The following is a 16,312-nucleotide window of genomic DNA, read 5'->3' as shown; positions in this document are numbered from 1 at the left end:
GCCCATCCGGGACGGGTCCCGGATCAGAGTGCTTCGCGGAAGTGATCGGCGAGGTCCAGCCCGACGGCTTCTTCCCTGGTGTACCAAGTGAAGGCGTCGTGTTCCTCGGGATCGAGCACGACCTCGGCCTGCTCCTCTTCGGAGAGCGCGTACACCGTGGCGTGGATCCGCATCGGCCTGCCCTCGACGTCGTCCCAGCTGTGCGTGCCGCGTTCGCCGGCGACCCGGACGGTCAGCCCGGTCTCCTCGGCGAACTCGCGGACCACGGTCTCCGCGGGCCGCTCGCCCGGCTCGACGGTGCCGCCCGGCAGTTCCCAGTGACCGCCGAGGAAGGATCCCGGCCGCCGCCGGATGAACAGGATCTTCCCGCCGCGGATGAGCCTGCCGTAGGCCAAGTACTTGTCCGTCACCCGCGCATCTTCCCGTATTCGCAGTCCTTCTCCGATCGAGGACCGGACCTGTCCGCAATTGCTCCTAACGTCGGCGTCATGGAAAACACCGGGATCCGCCCCTTCCGCCTCGACGTCCCCCAGGCCCAGCTGGACGAACTGCACGCGAAGCTCGACAGCGCGCGCTGGCCGGCTCCGCTCCCCGGCGACGGCTGGGACACCGGGGTGCCCGTGGCGTGGCTGCGCGGACTCGCCGAATACTGGCGCGACGGCTACGACTGGCGTGCCGCCGAACGCGAGATCAACCGATTTCCGCAGTACACGACGGAGATCGACGGGCAGAACATCCATTTCCTGCACGTCCGCTCGCCCGAAGCCGACGCGACGCCGCTGATCCTCACGCACGGCTGGCCGGGTTCGGTGGTGGAGTTCTTGGACGTCATCGGCCCGCTCACCGACCCGAAGGCGCACGGTGGCGAGAGCCGGGACGCGTTCCACCTCGTGATCCCGTCGCTGCCCGGCTTCGGTTTCTCGGGCCCTGTCTCGGATTCCGGGTGGACGATGCCGCGGATCGGCCGGGCATGGGCGGAGCTCATGCGGCGGCTCGGCTACGAACGCTACGGAGTGCAGGGCGGCGACCTCGGCGCTTCCGTGTCGCCGGAGGTGGGCCGGGTCGCGCCGGACAAGGTGATCGGTGTGCACGTCAACGGAGGACTGACGCCGATGCCCCCGATGTCGATGCCGGACGAGGAACTCGCCTCGCTCAGCGACATCGAGCGCGATCGGATCAAGCGGATCGAAGCCTTCATGCAGGAAGAGTTCGGGTACATCTCGATCCAGTCGACGCGGCCGCAGACCCTGGGCTACGGGCTGGTGGACTCCCCGGTCGCGCAATTGGCCTGGATCATGGACAAATTCCGCGAGTGGACGCATCCGCGCCCGACTCTGCCGGAGGAGATCATCGGCAGGGACCGGTTGCTGACCAACGTCATGTTCACCTGGCTGACCGGCACGGCCGCCTCGTCCGCGTACGTCGGGTACGCGCAGGCGGAAACCTGGGGAGCCGTCGAGAAGAACTCCGGGGTGCCGACGGCGGCGCTGATCTTCGCGCACGACGTCGGGATCCGGCGGTACTCGGAGGACGCGCACACGATCGTGCGGTGGACCGACGTCGATCGCGGTGGGCACTTCGCGGCGTTGGAGGAGCCCGAGATCCTGGTCGCGGACGTGCGGGAGTTCTTCCGGTCGCTCAAATGACGAGGACGGCCGCTTCGCCGAGGAAGCGGCCGTAATCGTCCACTTCGGACTCCAGTCCGGTGATGGCGGACCGCGAAAGCGTGGTGAAGGGCTCGACGACGACCTTCGTCTGCTTCGCGGTTCGCTTGGTGTGCCAGGTTCCGGCGATCCTGCCGTCGACCAGCACGGTGGGCGCGATCATCCCGCCGCCGGAGTTGACGCGTTTCGCCTCGGCCGGGTCGAGGAGCAGATCGCGGTCGCGGTAGCCCAGAAGATAGGTGTCGAAAGCGCCGAGAAGGCGCGGGGGACACGGGGGAGCGGACAGGTCGGTCTCCGAAAGGGCGAATCCGCTGCCCGCGGGCACGAGGTCCAGCGCGCCGAAAGCCTCGCGGCAGAGCCCGAGCGGGAGTCCGGACCAGGCGCCGAAGTCCTCGGCCGTCGCGATGCCGTACGCGGTCAGGTACCGGCGGGCGAGTTCCGTTCGCGGTTCGGCCGGGGTGTCGTCCTCGGTGAGCCACTCGTCGAGGAGAACGTACGTCGGCTCCGCTCCGGCGTCCAGGCCGCGGCAGAGCAAACCGCGGTTGGCCGCGTACGCCAGGAGGTGGGCGGGCGCCTGGGACTTCGCGTCGAGCGCGATGCCGCCGGCCGCCAAGCCGTCCAGGATCTCTTGCCGGGTGAGGGCCTTGCCGGACAAGAGATCCTGGAGGTGCTGCAGTGCGCGCTCGCAGAGTTCGTCGGTGAGGCCCAGTTGCCCGCGGCGTCCCTGACCCGCCTTGACGTTGCGCGGCCCGAACAACCGGTTCAGCCAGCGGAGATCCGCCGCCGGGACCAGATGGAGCGTCTTGCGCATCAGCCAGGTGCGGGCCACCTCGCGGGACGCGTCGATGTCCTGCGCTGTCAGACCCCGGCTGCGGACACGGATCGCGAGCCTGGCGGCGGGACTCGACTGCGCCTGGATCGCGGCGACGGACCGGGCCACGGACGGCACGTCGTCGGCGGGCGGATCGAGCCGTTGCGCACGGGTGCGGACGGCGCGGATGTCGTTGTCGGACAGCGTCACCCGTTGACGATCTCATGAGCGTGCGCCGGTTCGGTGTGCACGACCGCTTCCGCGAGCCGCGGCAGGACCTCGCGCAGCCGTCGCTCGACGTGATGGGCGAGGTGATGCGCCTCGGTGACGGTCAGCTCGGCCGCGACCGACACCGCCAGTTCCGCGCGCAGGCTGTGGCCGATCCAGCGCATCCGCAGATCCCTCGTGCCGAGGACACCGGGGACCTCGGCTGCCGCGCGTTCGGCGCGATCGACGTCGGCGGGGTCGACGGCGTCCATCAGACGGCGGAAGACCTCCTTGGCGGCGTCGCGCAGGACGAACAGGATCGCGACCGTGATGGCGAGGCCGATGATCGGGTCGGCCAGCGGGAAACCGAAGGCGACCCCGATGGCGCCGAGCACGACCGCGAGCGACGTGAAGCCGTCCGTGCGCGCGTGCAGCCCGTCGGCGACCAGCGCGGCGGACCCGATCTCGCGGCCGACGGTGATCCGGTACCGGGCCACGAGTTCGTTGCCCGCGAAGCCGATGACCCCCGCCGCGGCGACGACCCACAGATGCCGGACCGGACGTGGGTCGAGCAGCCGCTCGACCGACTCGTACCCGGCGAGGAAGGCCGAGGCGGCGATGAGCAGGACGACGAGCACGCCGGCGAGGTCTTCGGCGCGCCCTAGCCCGTAGGTGTAGCGGCGGGTGGCCGCGCGGCGGCCGAGCAGGAAGGCGATGCCGAGCGGGACCGCGGTCAGCGCGTCGGCGAAGTTGTGGATCGTGTCGCCGAGCAAGGCCACCGAACCGGTGACCAGTACGAGCGCGAGCTGCGCGACGGCCGTGACGAACAGGGCGGCGAACGACCAGATCAGTGTGCGGACGCCGCGCTTGCTGGTCTCGAGCGCGGTGTCGACGCGGTCGTGGCTGTGCGGGGTCAGGAGATGGCGGAGGCGGCTCTTCCCCGGCTTGTGGCCATGACTGTGTCCGTGCCCGGTCATTTCCCCGCCTTGTTGTCATGCTATCTGCGCAGTCATGCAGATACGCAGGCAGAAGAGTAGCGGGTATCGTCGCGGTATGCACGAGTCGGTTCCGGATTTCGAGATGCCCACCGAGGAACAGGTCCACCTGGCCGCGGAGACGTTCCGGCTGCTCGCCGATCCGACGCGGATCAAGGTCCTCTGGGCGCTTCTGCAGGGCGAGTCCTCTGTCGCCTGTCTCGCGGAACTGGCGGGCGCGGCGCCGACGGCGGTCAGCCAGCATCTCGCGAAGCTGCGGCTCGCCGGGCTGGTCAAGGGGCGCCGCGAGGGGACGTTCGTCTACTACTCGGCGGCCAACGACCACGTCCGCGGCCTGCTCGCGCAGGCGTTGTTCCATGCCGACCACATCGATCGCGACATCCCGGCGTTGCATTCGGCGGGGAAACCCCACCGGCCGGCGGCGCGCTGAATCCGGCTACGGTGGAGCCGTGACCCAGTCCTCGTACCCGGCCGCCCTGCGGTGGCTGTTGCTGTGCGTGGTGGCGCTGGGGCTGGTCGGCATGCATCACGTCATCGCCGAGACCGGCCACGGCGCGGGGCACTCCGCTGTCGCGATGGCGGATCCTTGTTGCGCGGACACGCCTTCGCACGACGACGGTGGACACAGTGGACTGCACCTGTGTCTCGCGGTGCTCGCCGCGGCCGTGTTGCTGATCGTCACCTGGCTGCTCGTCCGAAGTGGACGGACGGTGGTGACGTGGAAGTCGCACCGGGGCGCCGGTTCGGCGTCGGGCCGTGATCCTCCTCGCTGGAGACCGGTTCTCCGGCGATTGTCCTTCCTCTGTGTGCTGCGGGTGTGACAGGCGAGCACGTCTCGCCCTGCCCGATATCTAGTTGAGGAAGAACCATGACCAGCAGGAAACTGGTCGGGGCGGCTCTCGCCGCCCTGGCCTCCTTCAGTGTGCTCACCGGATGCGCCAGTTCCGACACCGCTTCCAGCGGGCACACGACGTCCACGATGAACGTGCCGAACCCGCAGCAGGCCGGGCACAACGAGGCCGACGTCACCTTCGCGCAAGGGATGATCCCGCATCACGAACAGGCGCTCGCGATGGCGAAACTCGTCGACGGCCGCACCCGCAACGCGAAGGTCGTCGATCTCGCCGCGAAGATCCAGCAGGCGCAAGACCCGGAAATCCAGCAGCTGACCGGATTGCTGAAAGGCTGGGGAGTGACGCCGTCGGGCGAGCACTCCGGGCACGGCATGATGACCGAGGACGGTCTCGCGGAACTCGGCAAAGCCAAGGACGCCGCCTTCGACAAGCAGTGGCTGGAGATGATGGTCAAACATCACGAGGGCGCGCTCGCGATGGCGAAGACCGCCCTGCAGCAGGGTAGTAACGCCGAGGTCAAAGCCTTGGCGCAGAAGGTGATCGACGGTCAGCAAGCCGAGATCACCGAGATGCGGACCCTGCTCGGCTGAGCAGGACGGTGGTGCGGGCAGTGTTCACTCGGCCCGCGCCACCGCCGCCCGGAAGTGTGCGCACCGGGTGAAATCGTCGTGCTCACACCCGAGGGCGCAGTCGATGATCGCGAGCGAGGCCTGCGCGGCCGCGATACGTCGCGTGAGCTCTTCCTTGTGACGCCTGAGAACCTCGTCCCGCGCTCCAGGCTTCTGGAACATGTCACGGATGCCTTCGAGGCTGAGTCCCGCCTCCTTCGAGCGCAGGATGACCGCTATCCGAGACAGATCGGCGTCGTCATACCGTCGCCGATCGCCTTCTCTGGCAGGCGCGAGGAGGCCGACGGACTCCCAATGACGCAGGACATGCGTCGCCAGGCCGAAGCGCTCGGCGACCTCGCCGACGCTCAAGGTGCTTGACTTCATGTCGTCATTAAGTCGGACGATCGTGGGTATGTCCATGTCACAGCGGCTCGACGCCGCCGATGCCCTGCCGGGAGCCGCCGAACTACGGGCCCGGACCTGCGAACTGCTCCGGCTCGAGCCCGGCTCCGCGGTGATCGACGTCGGCTGCGGCACCGGACTCGCCGCGTCCGAACTGTCGTCACGGGGATTCCGCGCGGTCGGTGTGGATCTCTCTCCCGAGATGATCGACGAGGCCCGACGACGGTCGCCAGAGACGGACTTCCTGGTCGGAGACGCCTACGCGTTGCCAGTGGACGTCGGTTTCGCGGGGTATCGGGCGGACAAGGTGTTCCATGAACTGGCGGAGCCGGAGCTCGCTCTCGTGGAAGCGCGCCGGGTTCTGCTCCCGGGCGGGCGGATCGTTCTGTCCGGGCACGACTGGGAGGCGCTGGTGATCGATTCCGCTTATCCCGCTCTGACAAGGGAAATCGTACGCGCCCGCGCTTCGGTGATCGTCGCTCCTCGGGCCGCACGAGGGTTTCGGCGGCTGCTTGCCGGGAGCGGGTTCCGTGAGATTTCGGTGGAGGGAGTCGTCGGTTTCCTTGGAGGGGAGTCCTTTGCGCGCGGGTTGGTGGAGGTGGCCGTTCGGATGGGTGCGATTTCCTTGGAGGAGGGGGAGATCTGGTCGGCCGAGCAGGCTGGGGGTTCTGTTGCTGTGACGCAGTTTTTGGCTTGTGGAGTGGTTTGAGCGGCTGTTGCCGATATTCGGCGACGGGGTTCTTGGGTTCCGGAATTGTCGGTGGCTGGTTGTAGGTTTGTCGGGTGGATACTTCTTTGGCTGTTTTGAAGGAAATGCCCGATCCTCGTACGTTGGGTGACGAGGAGTGTGTTGCTTTGGCGCAGGCGGTGTCGGCTGATATCGCGCGGTTGGAGGCGGTGCGGTTCCGGGCGTTGGCGCAGTTGTCGCGGCATCGTGAGGGTGCGCGGAGTGTGGTGCAGGAGGTCGCGTTCGCGTTGTCTCTTGTGGACGCTCACGCGGGTGCGATGGTCGCCGCGGCTGAAGCGTTGACCACCCGCCTCCCGCGCACGTTGGGGTTGATGGACCAAGGGAAACTGAGCGGGTTCGGGGCGATGAAAGTCGCGGCGGCGACGGCGTGGTTGTCGGATGAGGACGCGCTCGCGGCGGATGCTGTGTTGGAGGATCGGTTGGAGGACAAGAATTCCGAGCAGATCCGTAAAGCGGCGGGGCATGCGGCGATCACGGTCGACCGTGAGGGGGCGGGCAGGCGGGTCGAGCGGCAACGTGGTGGGCGTCGGTTGACCGTGCGCCACGGGGAGACGGGGGTGGCGTCGATCGAGGTCGAGGACGGCCCCGTCGAGAAGGTCGCCGCGGCTTATGTGCGGATCGATCGTGAGGCTCGGGCGTTGAAGACCGGCGGCGAGACCCGCACCCTCGACCAACTCCGTGCCGACGTGGCGCTCGATCTCCTGCTCGGCGGCCAGGGCGGGAAGACCGAACGCACGGAGGTGTTCCTCTACATGGACTTGTTCACCTATCTCGGTGTGAACGACGATCCGGCGGAGCTGGCCGGGCACGGCCACATCCCCGCCACACTGGCGCGGGAGATCGCGACTGGTGCGGACACGGTGCTGCGGCGGATCATCACGGATCCGTTGTCGGGGCAGGTTCTGGATTTGGGCCGCAACCGGTATCGGCCGTCGGCGGGGCAGGGTGAGTTTGTTCGGGTGCGGGATCGTGAGTGCCGAAGACCGGGCTGTCACCGCCCGGCTCAGGCGTGCGATATCGACCACTCGGTGCCGTGGGAGTTCGGTGGGCACACCGATGCCTCCGATTTGATCGACCTGTGCCGCCGAGATCATCGGCTGAAGGACGAACCGGGCTGGATTTATCGGCTCGCGTCTGATGGCAGTCTGACTGTCACCACGCCGACCGGGCAGAGTTACGACAGCACACCTCCACCGCTGCACGGACCCCGGCCGAAGACGCCCCCAGTCGAGGAACCACCGCCGTTCTGAGCACCGTCGCCGAAAACCGGCCACGGCGACTGCGGCCGACGAACCGTCACGTTCTGGACTGTCGCCGAGAAACGACCTCGGCTCCCGCACCACAGCGAGCGGCCACCGCCGCTCCGACCCGTTGCCGCGAAACGGCGATGGCCTCACCGTGGGCCAGCTCTCCTCGTCGCGGCAAGCCCCTGAACGACGAGGCGCCGCTACCCCTGACCCTTTGCCGGAAACCGGCAACAGCTTTGGCGGCGCCCCCGGCCGACGAACCGCCACGGTCTGGACTGTCGCCGAAAAGCGACCTCGGCTCCCGCACCACAGCGAACAGCCACCGCCGCTCCGACCCGTTGCCCTGAAACGGCGAAGGTCTCACGTGGGCCAGCTCTCCCCTTCGCCGCAAGTCCCCGAATGACGAGGCGCCGCTATCCCTGACCCGTCGCCGGAAACCGGCGACAACTCTTGGCGGCGCCCCCGGCCGACGAACCGCCACGTCTGGACTGTCGCCGAAAGCGGCCAAGGCTCCCGCACCACCAACCCCGCACCACAGCGAAGAGCCGTCGCTGCTCCGACCCGTTGCCCCGAAACGGCGCAACCCCCCGAACGACGGTCCGCCACTACCCTTGACCCGTCACCGGAAACCGGCAACCCTCGGCGGCGCCCCCGGCCGACGAACCGCCACGCTCTGGACCGTCGCCGAAAAGCGGCCACGGCCCCCGCGCCCCCAACCCCGCACCACAGCGAAGAGCCACCGCCCGCTCCAACCCGTTGCCGCGAAACGGCCACGGCTCCACGTCCCAAAGCCGCCGCCATCACCACGGCAACCGAGCGGCCACCCACCAACCAGACCCAGACCGCAGCCACTCAAGATCCCAGAGCACGGCGCTGGCAGTCCCCAACCTTCCGGCCGTCGCCGAAAAACGACCACAGTCGATTGCCGGAGCGGCGGCCTTCACAAGCGGGTGCCGAGCACCGACATGCCGAGTACCAGTTCGTTCGCCGGGTCGCAGCCGAGGAGGTCCTCGACCAGTTCGTCGCGTAGAGCCGCGGTGAAGGTGACGTTCAGGCCGAGCGCGGTCGCCAGTAGGTAGACGGTCTGGCTGAGATGGCCGACGTCCATCAGCAGCACCCGGTACGTGCGGCTCACCGGGTACTTCCACTGGTTCCGCTCGATGACGCTGGTGTAGATCAGCAGCACGCCGGCGTTTCCGGTCCACTGTTGATCGCCGGCGAGCGCGATCAGCTCGTCGTCGTCGATTTTGCCGTCCAGCGGGGTGAGCCCGTGCCGGAAGCCGTCGTAGTGGTAGATCCCCTGATCCAGGCCCTCGACGTTCCTCGCGTAGACGTACACCTCCGTCGGATGCCTCGCCCCGCCCGAGGGGCTCGTCTTGAAGACGTTGCCGGTGGCCGGGATGTCGGGATGCGTTTCCGGCCTGGTCGGCCGGGCGGCCGTGAGAAGTGTGCTCAAATCGCGTAGTGGTACGGGTTCTTCGCCGAACTCGCGAGTGCTTCTGCGCTGTGTCAGCGCGTCGCCGAGCCCGATCGCGTTCAGCGGTTCCGGCGAGGGTTCGGGAAGTGCTATCACGTCGTACTCGCCCGAAGGCCGCACCGGAGAAGGCGGAGGGCTCGCCTTCGCCTTCTCCAGCAAGGTTTTCGCGGTTATTTCGCTGGTCGTGAACTCGGTCTCACGCAGGGATCGGGTGCCGAAGTGAAACGACCGCGCGGACGTTCCCCAAGGACCCCAATCCCGAAGGATCTCTTCTTCCCTTTGTTGCCGGGAAGAACCTTTGACCACCAGCACTTCGTACCGGATCATCGCTCGCGCGATACGGACGAGCCTTTCCCCCGTTTCGGGATTCTCGTCCGCTTCGCGTATCGATTCCGGTTCTCGCCAAGAACTGAACCATCGCAGCACGCGTTCGGTTCCGTCGGCGAGTTTGAGCTGGCGATGCCCGAGGTGATCGTCCCAGATGAGGTCACCGTCGGACCAATAGAGCGTTCCGCAAGTGGAAACCCTTACCAGCATCGAATGTCTTGCGCCCCAGTCCCCAGTAATACTTTCCGAATACGACGGGTCATTCAGTGTCGCGAGCGGAAAGGAGGCCCGCCGTTCGGCGGCGGCTCGAACCCACCCCAGGTGCTCTGTGCCTTGTACTCCGCCTCAAGCTCGTACAAGAACTCGTCGTCGTCATCATCGTGCATGTGCCCGATCCTCTCCGTGAGCGGTTACTCCGGTCAAGCGAATATACCTACGCCAACAGGGTACCGGAGAGGAACGACAAATTACGCCGAGTAATCGGCCAAACGCTGTTTGAGTTCGTGCACCTCGGGCGACTCCGAAACGCCGAGATCGGTGTACAGCCGCAAAGCGAACCGGCGATGACGTTCCGCATTCAGGTGCTCACCGAGAATGTCGAAAGCGGTCGCCATCTCCTTGTGGGCGATGGGCAGCATGCTGCGATTCCCGGTCGATTCGAGCACTTCCACCGCGGTGGTGAACTGGGCGACCGCGAGTGCGGGGTCGCCCAGTTCACGCGAATTGATCCCGAGCGCCAGAAAGCATTCCGCCTCGAGATCGGGCGATTCGTTCTCGTGGGCCAGTCTCAGCGCCTGGTCGAGTTCCTCGGCGGCTTCCGGATATCGCCTGTTCTCGGTGTGGATCAGGCCGATGCGGTGCCGGGCACGGGCCTCGATGAGCACGCTGCCGTGGGCATGGGCGGTCTCGCGAACCCAGCCGAGGTGCTCGATCGCCTCGTCAGACTCGCCCTTGAGCCAGTGGGTGACGCCCGAGTTGCCCCTGGCCCGGCATTGCATCCGCACGTCACCGGTGGTCGAGGCCAGTTCGAACACCTCGTTGAACAGGCGGTTCGCTTCGGTGAACTCGTTGAGCCGCCACAGGGTCAGCGCGTACATGTGCAGGGCCTGGTACTCGAGGACCACGTTCCCGGTGACCCGCGCGGCGGACAGGGCGAGCGTCTCCAGCTCCCTGGCCTGGCGGTAATAGCCGCGGTTGTCGAAGTAGCGCCACACCGCCGAGCAGAAGGGCACGAGGTCCGAGTAGTGCTGGTGGTTGTTCATCGCCACGGCCACCGGCAGGACGTTCTGCCACTGGGCGTCCATCCAGTGCGCGGCCTGGTCGTAGTCGCCGAAGGACTGTCCGAACTCGCTCTTCGGGACTTCGAGGCCGCCCGGCTCCTCTTCGGAATCCGGGTCGATGAAGTCCATCGCGGCCGCGACGGTACTGCGGTAGTAGTCGAACAGCCGCCGCATCATCGCTTCACGCTGGTGTTCGGGCTCCTCCGCGAGCAGGAGTTCGCGGCCATAGCTGCGGAGGAGGTCGTGCATCTCGTACCGGTCCATCGACGGCTGCCGCAGGAGGTTCACATCGACGAGGCGTTCGGCGAGGCGGCGGGCCTCACCGAGGTCCACTTCCGCCAGGGCCGCCGTCGAATGGAGGTCGAACGCGGCCCCCGGGTGATGGCTCAGCCGCCGGAACACCCGGCGTTCGGCCTCGGTCAGGTTCAAATAGGACACTCGGAACGCGCCCGCGACATCGCGTTCCCCGGCGGTGAGCTCGCCGAACCTGTTCCGTTCGTCGCGCAACTGCCGGGCGACGAAGTCGAGCGTCCAGGACGCCCGCGCCCGCAGCCTGCTCGCCGTGACGGCCAGCGCGAGCGGGAGGTCACCGCACAGGCTCGCGACCCTGTCGGCCGCGTCGGGGGATTCCCGCTTCAACCGGGACGGCCCGACGATCCGGCCGAGCAGGTCCACCGCGTCCGCCCGGCTGAACGGTTCCAAGGACAACAGCTCGGCGCCGTCGAGGTCCACGAGCCTGGTCCGGCTGGTGATCAGCACGCAGCAGCTCGCCGAACCGGGCAGCATGGGATGCACCTGGGCGGCCCCGATGGCGTTGTCCAGCACCAGGAGCACGCGTTTGCCCGCGAGACAGCTGCGGAACAACGCCGCGCGCTGCCCTGTCCCGGCGGGGATGTCCGAGCCCTGGATGCCGAGCGACCGCAGCAGCGCCTCCAGCGCGGTCGCCGGGTCGACGGGGTCGCCCGCCGGCGAGAAACCTTCGAGGTTCACGAAGAGCTGTCCGTCGGGGAACAGCGGGGCGAGCCGGTGTGCGGCGTGGACGGCCAGCGCGGTTTTGCCGACACCGGGCATGCCGTCGATCGCGATCAGCCGCGGCCCCGCCGAAGAGTCGTCCTGGCCGATCTCGAGAACCGTCCGCAGTTCCGCGGCACGACCGCCGAACGCGGGGAGGTCGGCGGGAAGCTGCGCGGGACGGGGGAAGAGCGCCTTCTGCGCGTCCGCGTCCTCACGCCGCCCGCCGGTGTCCATTCCGGCCCGAAGCCCTCCGACGCCGTACCGGACGAGCGCGCCGTCCTCCATCAGTTCGGCGTCGGTGCGCAGGATCTGCTGGTGGAGGGCGCTCAGTTCGGCACTCGGGTCGACGCCGAGTTCCTCCGCGAGCGCGGTCCTGGTCCGGTCGAACGCGCGGAGCGCGTCGGCGCCGCGGCCCGCCCGGTAGAGCGCCAGCATGGTGAGGACCTGCAGGGTCTCGCGGGTGGGATGCCAGGCCGCGAGGTCGAAGGCCTCGCGAGCCGCCGCTTCGGTCTCGCCGAGCCGGAGCCTGGCGCCGATCAGGAGTTCGCAGGCGGCGAGGCGTTCTTCGTCCAGCCGTCGAGCCGTCTGCTCGATGGCGTCGCCTTCGATACCGTCGAAGGCCGGGCCGCGCCAGAGCGCGAGCGCCTCGGCGAGCTTGACGGCCGCTTGGGAGATCAGCCCGGCGGCCAGGAGCTCGGCGCCCTGGCGATAGTCCGCCTCGAACCGGGTCGAGTCGAGCGAGGCGCTGCTGGTGACGACGCGGTACGCGGAGCCGGTGGTGACCACGGCGGACCGCGCCACGCCGAGGTCGTGCCGCAGCCGCGCGATCGCGTTGCTGACCTGGCGGACCGCGGTCTTCGGCGGCCGCTCCGGCCACATCGTGCCGATCAGGTACGACACCGGGACCAGCCTGCCCGCGTTGATCAGCAGGGCGGCGAGGAGACGCTGTTCACGGCGTCCGCCCAGCCGGACGGGCACGCCGTCGACCTCGGCCTCGAGCGGGCCGAGGACGGAAAAGCTGAGCTGGGATCGCTGGCCGGTGTGCTTCGGATCGCCGGGGGCTCGGGGCGATCCCGCCGAATCGGGTAAACGATCAGCGGTCATATGCGACTATGTCGTCCGAGACCGTGAGCGTGCCCACGCACTACCTCCCAGTCCGTTCGCCAGGTGACCGGCACCCTAACCCACCGCTTCGGCCTCCAGCCAGATCAGCTCGGTGCCCGCCGTGCGGCATTCGGCCTAACGGACGTGCGCGTGTCTGCCTCGAAACCGGTCTGATTCTACGCCCGGCCGCCCCTGAACTGCGCGGATACCCGGCGGTGGCGAGCCGATGTAATTCCGATGCAGGGCCTTGGAAAGCTGAAGACATCAGCTGGCGGGCACGGCGCGACGGGGCAGCGCGCCGAACCGTGTAGGGGCTCCGCGGCGGTTGGCCTTCGAACTGGGGGTGGCCAACCGCCCTGGTAGCCCCCTTTTCCCGTTCCAGCCCTGGCACAGGTTCTTCCCAGCAAAGCGCGGCACACTGGAACAAAGAGGAGTGTGCCGACATGAGTGCTCTTGGCGATCTGCTGGGCGTCCTGCTCACCCTGTTCCTGATCGTGCTCGTCGTCCGGATGGTGCTGGACTGGGCCGTCAACCTCGCCACCCGCCTGCCCGCCTGGTCGTTCCGGGCACGCGGGATCACCCACCGGCTGACCGAGCCCGTGCTCGCGCCGGTGCGCCGGGTGGTCCGCCCGGTGCGGGCCGGCGGTGTCGCTTTCGACCTCGCCTTCACCCTCGTGTTCCTCGCGGTCGTCCTCCTGCAGTCCCTCGCGTTCAGCCTCTGACCAGGTGTGATCGGCCGCGGTTCCGGGTACCCGGGCGAGGAAGGAGAGGAGCGTGCCCATGCGCCCGGTCTGGAGTGGTTCGCTTTCGCTCGGTCTGGTGACGGTGCCGGTCCGGCTGTACAGCGCGGTCGAGGACCACACAGTGCACTTCCGCCAGTTCCAGCGGGGCACCGAGGACCGCATCCGGTACCGGCGGGTGAACGAGCGCACCGGCAAAGAGGTCGGCTACGACGACATCGTCAAGGGTTACGAGCTCGACAACGGCGAGTACGTGGTCGTCGAACCCGAGGAACTCGACGAGATCGCCCCCGGCCGGTCGAAGTCGCTCGACATCGAAAGCTTCGTCGAGCTGGACGCCGTCGACCCGATGTTCTTCGACAAGACGTATTGGCTCGCGCCCGCGAAAGAGGAGTTCGAGCGTCCGTACGCGTTGCTGCTCGAGGCGATGCGTTCGTCGGGCAGGGCCGGGATCGCGAAATTCGTCATGCGCGGCCGCGAGTACCTGGCGCTGGTCCGGTCGGGAGACGGCGTCATGGTGCTCAACACCCTGCATTTCGCCGCCGACCTGCGGGACCCTGCCGAGCAGCTGCCTGATCTGCCCGGCAAGGCCAAGTCGCGCGGCAAGGAACTCGACATGGCCGTCAACCTGATCGACGCGATGAGCTACGACTGGCGGCCCGAGGAGTACCGCGACACCTACACCGATCGCGTGCGGAAGCTGATCAAGGCCAAGAAGAAGGGCGAGACCATCACACCCGCCACCGAGCCTGGCGAGCCGACGAAGGTCGTCGACCTCTTCGAGGCACTCTCGAAGAGCGTGGAGAGCGGGAAAGCCAAGAAAGACAAAGACCTGTCCTCGTTGTCGAAGGCGGACCTGGAGAAGCTGGCACGGGAGCGGGACATCAAGGGACGCTCGAAGATGACGCGCGCGGGGCTGGAAAAGGCGCTCAAGGCCTCCTGAGTTCGCCCGAGAGGGCCTCGATCAGCAGCCGCACGTCCTCGGCCGCCGTCGCGTGCAGCCCCTCTGAAACGATCAGCACGTCGGACGTGGTGGCGGAGACCGCGGAATGCCCGCTTTGCCGGTTCGTCCAACGCCGCGCGTGCGCCTGACCGTCCTCGTCGGCGAAGATCACCTCGCCCGGATTCGGATGCTCGATAGTGCCCGCGAAGGTCACGTACTTCTCGTCGCCCCGCGCGTGGCGCACTTCGAGCGAACCGCTGATCTTCGCGACGTCGAGTACCGCGACCGGGATGGCGTACGCGACCGAAACCGCGTTGCAGAGGTCGATCACCGGGTGGATCCGGGGGAGCGCGCCCTCTTTCCGCAGCCGGCGCAGCAGGGACTCCGAAGCGCAGCGATATTGCGTCGGCTTCAGGCCCATCTTGGCGAACGCCCGGCGCCAGGCCTGGATCTCGGGGAACTCCGATTCCGGGCCGTCCGCGAGCCGGCGCGTCGCCCGCTCGACGAACTTCTCGATGTCGACGGGCAGGTCAGGGGTGATGCCGGTGGCTTGGAGCGTGCCGACGGCGAGGCCGGGGTGAGCGGCGCGGACGTCGGGATGGTGCTGGAGTCGCATACGAGACCTGTCTATTGGGTGGTGAACGCGAGTTTGGCGCCGAGCGCGGCGAAGGAACCGGCGAAGATCCGCCGCATCCAGGCGAGTACGCGAGGCCGCGAGATCACGTGATCGCGCACGCCGGCGGCGAGGGCGCCGTACACGCTGAACACCACGAACGTGGCCAGCATGAACACCCCGCTCAGCAGCAGCATCCGGGGCAGCGAACCGGGTTCGCCCGCCGGGACGAACTGGGGCAGGAACGCGAAGAAGAACAGCGTCAGCTTCGGGTTCAGGACGTTGATGAGCACGCCTGAGGTGATCGTCCGCAGTGCCGACCGCGGCTCCGGATCGCCCTCCACGACGATCGCGTCGCGGTCCTTCAGCGTCGCCCACGCCATGTAGAGAAGGTAGGCCACACCCAGGTATTTGATGATTTCGAAGGCCACCGCGCTCGCGTGCAGCAGCGCCGCGAGGCCGGTGATCGCGGCGATCATATGCGGGATGATCCCGAGGGTGCAGGCGGTCGCGGCGATGACGCTCGCACGTCGTCCCCGCGCCAGCCCGGCGGACAGGGTGTAGACCACGCCGGTACCGGGCGTGGCGACCACGACCAGCGTGGTGATCAGGAAGGCGATGCTCACGAGACCACTCTGCGCGCCCTTTGGTCCGATGCACAGGACCAAAGCCATGTCACTCCACTGGACCAAAGGCCGGTGAGAGGCGGCCTGCGTGCGTCACCGGATGGAGTGGCATGATGCACGCTCGCACGTCGACGAGGAAGGCCTTGGTTTGAGCGCGCGCACCTCCCAGGTGGACGATCTCCGGCTGGTGGCACAACCGAATGCCGTTTTGTGCTCCGAGCTCTTCGTCCGTCTCATCTTGTCGGATTGGTCCTTGCGGCCGTTGCTCGATCAGGCGAAGACCGCCGCCGCCGGATTGGTGGGCGCGCTCGTCGACGCTGCCGATCCGAAGGCGCCGCCGTTCCTGACGCTGAGATTGCGGCTGCGATCGGACGTGCTGGTCATCGAGGTCGACCACGAGCTGGATGGTCTTCCCGCGCCGACACCAGCGCCGGGCGAGCGGACCGGGGTGGCGCCGAGCGAGACCGGCGGCGTGACCACCTGGTGCGAGCTCCCGCTACCCGGCGGCCTGTCCGCCGGGCAGGTGCAGCTGCCGCGACGGGGCGACCGCCGGACCCTGGTGGACGAGCCCGTCTCCGGTGAGCCCGTCGGCGCCGATCCCGAAGTCCTGGAACGGCTTTTGTCGCGGTTGAGCGGCTGGTCCGGCTGA

At 68.0% G+C, this 16,312-nt stretch carries 17 protein-coding genes; 9 read left to right on the top strand and 8 right to left on the bottom strand.

Annotation, left to right across the window (positions count from 1 at the left end):
* Positions 1–23: 23 nt before the first annotated feature.
* Positions 24–410 carry an NUDIX domain-containing protein gene (locus tag HDA45_RS07410; protein WP_184893112.1) on the bottom strand — a complete coding sequence of 129 codons (387 nt, stop codon included), beginning with the start codon at positions 408–410 and terminating at the stop codon, positions 24–26.
* Between the two features lie 78 nt (positions 411–488).
* On the opposite strand from HDA45_RS07410, the gene HDA45_RS07405 reads away from it, so the two are divergent.
* Positions 489–1,646 (top strand): epoxide hydrolase family protein, encoded by a 1,158-nt coding sequence (locus HDA45_RS07405; protein WP_184893110.1) that lies wholly within the window; start codon positions 489–491, stop codon positions 1,644–1,646.
* Here the strand turns inward: HDA45_RS07405 and HDA45_RS07400 are convergent.
* Both HDA45_RS07400 and HDA45_RS07395 read right to left on the bottom strand, forming a co-directional pair.
* Positions 1,639–2,685, bottom strand: a complete 1,047-nt coding sequence (locus tag HDA45_RS07400) for a DNA glycosylase AlkZ-like family protein (RefSeq protein WP_184893108.1) — start codon at positions 2,683–2,685, stop codon at positions 1,639–1,641. The genes HDA45_RS07405 and HDA45_RS07400 overlap by 8 nt on opposite strands.
* On the bottom strand, positions 2,682–3,659 hold the full coding sequence (locus tag HDA45_RS07395) for a cation diffusion facilitator family transporter (protein ID WP_184893106.1): 978 nt from the start codon (positions 3,657–3,659) through the stop codon (positions 2,682–2,684). Before HDA45_RS07395 ends, HDA45_RS07400 begins: the two co-directional genes overlap by 4 nt.
* Before the next feature lie 76 nt (positions 3,660–3,735).
* On the opposite strand from HDA45_RS07395, the gene HDA45_RS07390 reads away from it, so the two are divergent.
* Genes HDA45_RS07390 through HDA45_RS07380 form a run of 3 tightly spaced genes read left to right on the top strand, consistent with a single transcriptional unit; the run spans position 3,736 to position 5,121 of the window.
* Entirely contained in the window at positions 3,736–4,107 is a 372-nt protein-coding gene (locus tag HDA45_RS07390; RefSeq protein WP_007030039.1) for an ArsR/SmtB family transcription factor, read from the top strand.
* A 19-nt stretch (positions 4,108–4,126) separates the two neighbouring features.
* Entirely contained in the window at positions 4,127–4,498 is a 372-nt protein-coding gene (locus HDA45_RS07385) for a DUF6153 family protein (protein WP_184893104.1), read from the top strand.
* 47 nt (positions 4,499–4,545) lie between these two features.
* Entirely contained in the window at positions 4,546–5,121 is a 576-nt protein-coding gene (locus HDA45_RS07380) for a DUF305 domain-containing protein (protein ID WP_184893102.1), read from the top strand.
* 24 nt (positions 5,122–5,145) lie between these two features.
* On the opposite strand, the gene HDA45_RS07375 is transcribed toward HDA45_RS07380, so the two are convergent.
* Positions 5,146–5,562 (bottom strand): helix-turn-helix domain-containing protein, encoded by a 417-nt coding sequence (locus HDA45_RS07375; protein WP_246480646.1) that lies wholly within the window; start codon positions 5,560–5,562, stop codon positions 5,146–5,148.
* Between HDA45_RS07375 and HDA45_RS07370 the strand changes: the two genes are divergently transcribed.
* Both HDA45_RS07370 and HDA45_RS07365 read left to right on the top strand, forming a co-directional pair.
* Positions 5,555–6,253, top strand: coding sequence for a methyltransferase domain-containing protein (locus HDA45_RS07370; protein WP_184893100.1), 699 nt, complete (start codon positions 5,555–5,557; stop codon positions 6,251–6,253). The two genes, HDA45_RS07375 and HDA45_RS07370, sit on opposite strands and share 8 nt — an antisense overlap.
* Before the next feature lie 104 nt (positions 6,254–6,357).
* The gene (locus tag HDA45_RS07365) at positions 6,358–7,542 is read left to right on the top strand and encodes an HNH endonuclease signature motif containing protein (RefSeq protein WP_184905398.1); all 1,185 of its coding nucleotides are present in this window, start codon (positions 6,358–6,360) and stop codon (positions 7,540–7,542) included.
* A gap of 937 nt (positions 7,543–8,479) precedes the next feature.
* Here HDA45_RS07365 and HDA45_RS07360 read toward each other — a convergent pair.
* Together HDA45_RS07360 and HDA45_RS07355 are read right to left on the bottom strand one after the other, a co-directional pair.
* Complete coding sequence (locus HDA45_RS07360; protein WP_184893098.1) at positions 8,480–9,553, bottom strand: SagB/ThcOx family dehydrogenase; 1,074 nt, start codon at positions 9,551–9,553, stop codon at positions 8,480–8,482.
* Positions 9,554–9,810: 257 nt separating this feature from the next.
* Entirely contained in the window at positions 9,811–12,741 is a 2,931-nt protein-coding gene (locus tag HDA45_RS07355) for an AfsR/SARP family transcriptional regulator (protein ID WP_184893097.1), read from the bottom strand.
* 443 nt (positions 12,742–13,184) lie between these two features.
* On the opposite strand from HDA45_RS07355, the gene HDA45_RS07350 reads away from it, so the two are divergent.
* Positions 13,185–13,463: a YggT family protein gene (locus HDA45_RS07350; RefSeq protein ID WP_184893095.1), complete on the top strand. Its 279-nt coding sequence runs from the start codon at positions 13,185–13,187 to the stop codon at positions 13,461–13,463.
* A gap of 58 nt (positions 13,464–13,521) precedes the next feature.
* Positions 13,522–14,424 (top strand): non-homologous end joining protein Ku, encoded by a 903-nt coding sequence (gene ku, locus HDA45_RS07345; protein WP_184905396.1) that lies wholly within the window; start codon positions 13,522–13,524, stop codon positions 14,422–14,424.
* On the opposite strand, the gene HDA45_RS07340 is transcribed toward ku, so the two are convergent.
* Positions 14,411–15,040 carry a B3/B4 domain-containing protein gene (locus HDA45_RS07340; protein WP_184893093.1) on the bottom strand — a complete coding sequence of 210 codons (630 nt, stop codon included), beginning with the start codon at positions 15,038–15,040 and terminating at the stop codon, positions 14,411–14,413. The genes ku and HDA45_RS07340 overlap by 14 nt on opposite strands.
* A gap of 11 nt (positions 15,041–15,051) precedes the next feature.
* Positions 15,052–15,663 (bottom strand): LysE family transporter, encoded by a 612-nt coding sequence (locus HDA45_RS07335; protein ID WP_184893091.1) that lies wholly within the window; start codon positions 15,661–15,663, stop codon positions 15,052–15,054.
* A 148-nt stretch (positions 15,664–15,811) separates the two neighbouring features.
* Between HDA45_RS07335 and HDA45_RS07330 the strand changes: the two genes are divergently transcribed.
* Entirely contained in the window at positions 15,812–16,312 is a 501-nt protein-coding gene (locus HDA45_RS07330) for an ATP-binding protein (RefSeq protein ID WP_184893089.1), read from the top strand.

The organism is Amycolatopsis umgeniensis (genome assembly GCF_014205155.1).
GTDB lineage: Bacteria > Actinomycetota > Actinomycetes > Mycobacteriales > Pseudonocardiaceae > Amycolatopsis > Amycolatopsis umgeniensis.
The sequence above is the reverse complement of the archived record's forward strand: the minus strand, read 5'-3'. Positions and strand labels throughout refer to the sequence as shown.

Coding starts and splice junctions, on each gene's coding strand:
- HDA45_RS07405 (WP_184893110.1), top strand. CDS start 489: ATGGAAAACACCGGGATCCGCCCCTTCCGCCTCGACGTCCCCCAGGCC.
- HDA45_RS07395 (WP_184893106.1), bottom strand. CDS start 3,659: ATGACCGGGCACGGACACAGTCATGGCCACAAGCCGGGGAAGAGCCGC.
- HDA45_RS07390 (WP_007030039.1), top strand. CDS start 3,736: ATGCACGAGTCGGTTCCGGATTTCGAGATGCCCACCGAGGAACAGGTC.
- HDA45_RS07380 (WP_184893102.1), top strand. CDS start 4,546: ATGACCAGCAGGAAACTGGTCGGGGCGGCTCTCGCCGCCCTGGCCTCC.
- HDA45_RS07370 (WP_184893100.1), top strand. CDS start 5,555: ATGTCCATGTCACAGCGGCTCGACGCCGCCGATGCCCTGCCGGGAGCC.
- HDA45_RS07375 (WP_246480646.1), bottom strand. CDS start 5,562: ATGGACATACCCACGATCGTCCGACTTAATGACGACATGAAGTCAAGC.
- HDA45_RS07365 (WP_184905398.1), top strand. CDS start 6,358: ATGCCCGATCCTCGTACGTTGGGTGACGAGGAGTGTGTTGCTTTGGCG.
- HDA45_RS07360 (WP_184893098.1), bottom strand. CDS start 9,553: ATGCTGGTAAGGGTTTCCACTTGCGGAACGCTCTATTGGTCCGACGGT.
- HDA45_RS07355 (WP_184893097.1), bottom strand. CDS start 12,741: ATGACCGCTGATCGTTTACCCGATTCGGCGGGATCGCCCCGAGCCCCC.
- HDA45_RS07350 (WP_184893095.1), top strand. CDS start 13,185: ATGAGTGCTCTTGGCGATCTGCTGGGCGTCCTGCTCACCCTGTTCCTG.
- ku (WP_184905396.1), top strand. CDS start 13,522: ATGCGCCCGGTCTGGAGTGGTTCGCTTTCGCTCGGTCTGGTGACGGTG.
- HDA45_RS07340 (WP_184893093.1), bottom strand. CDS start 15,040: ATGCGACTCCAGCACCATCCCGACGTCCGCGCCGCTCACCCCGGCCTC.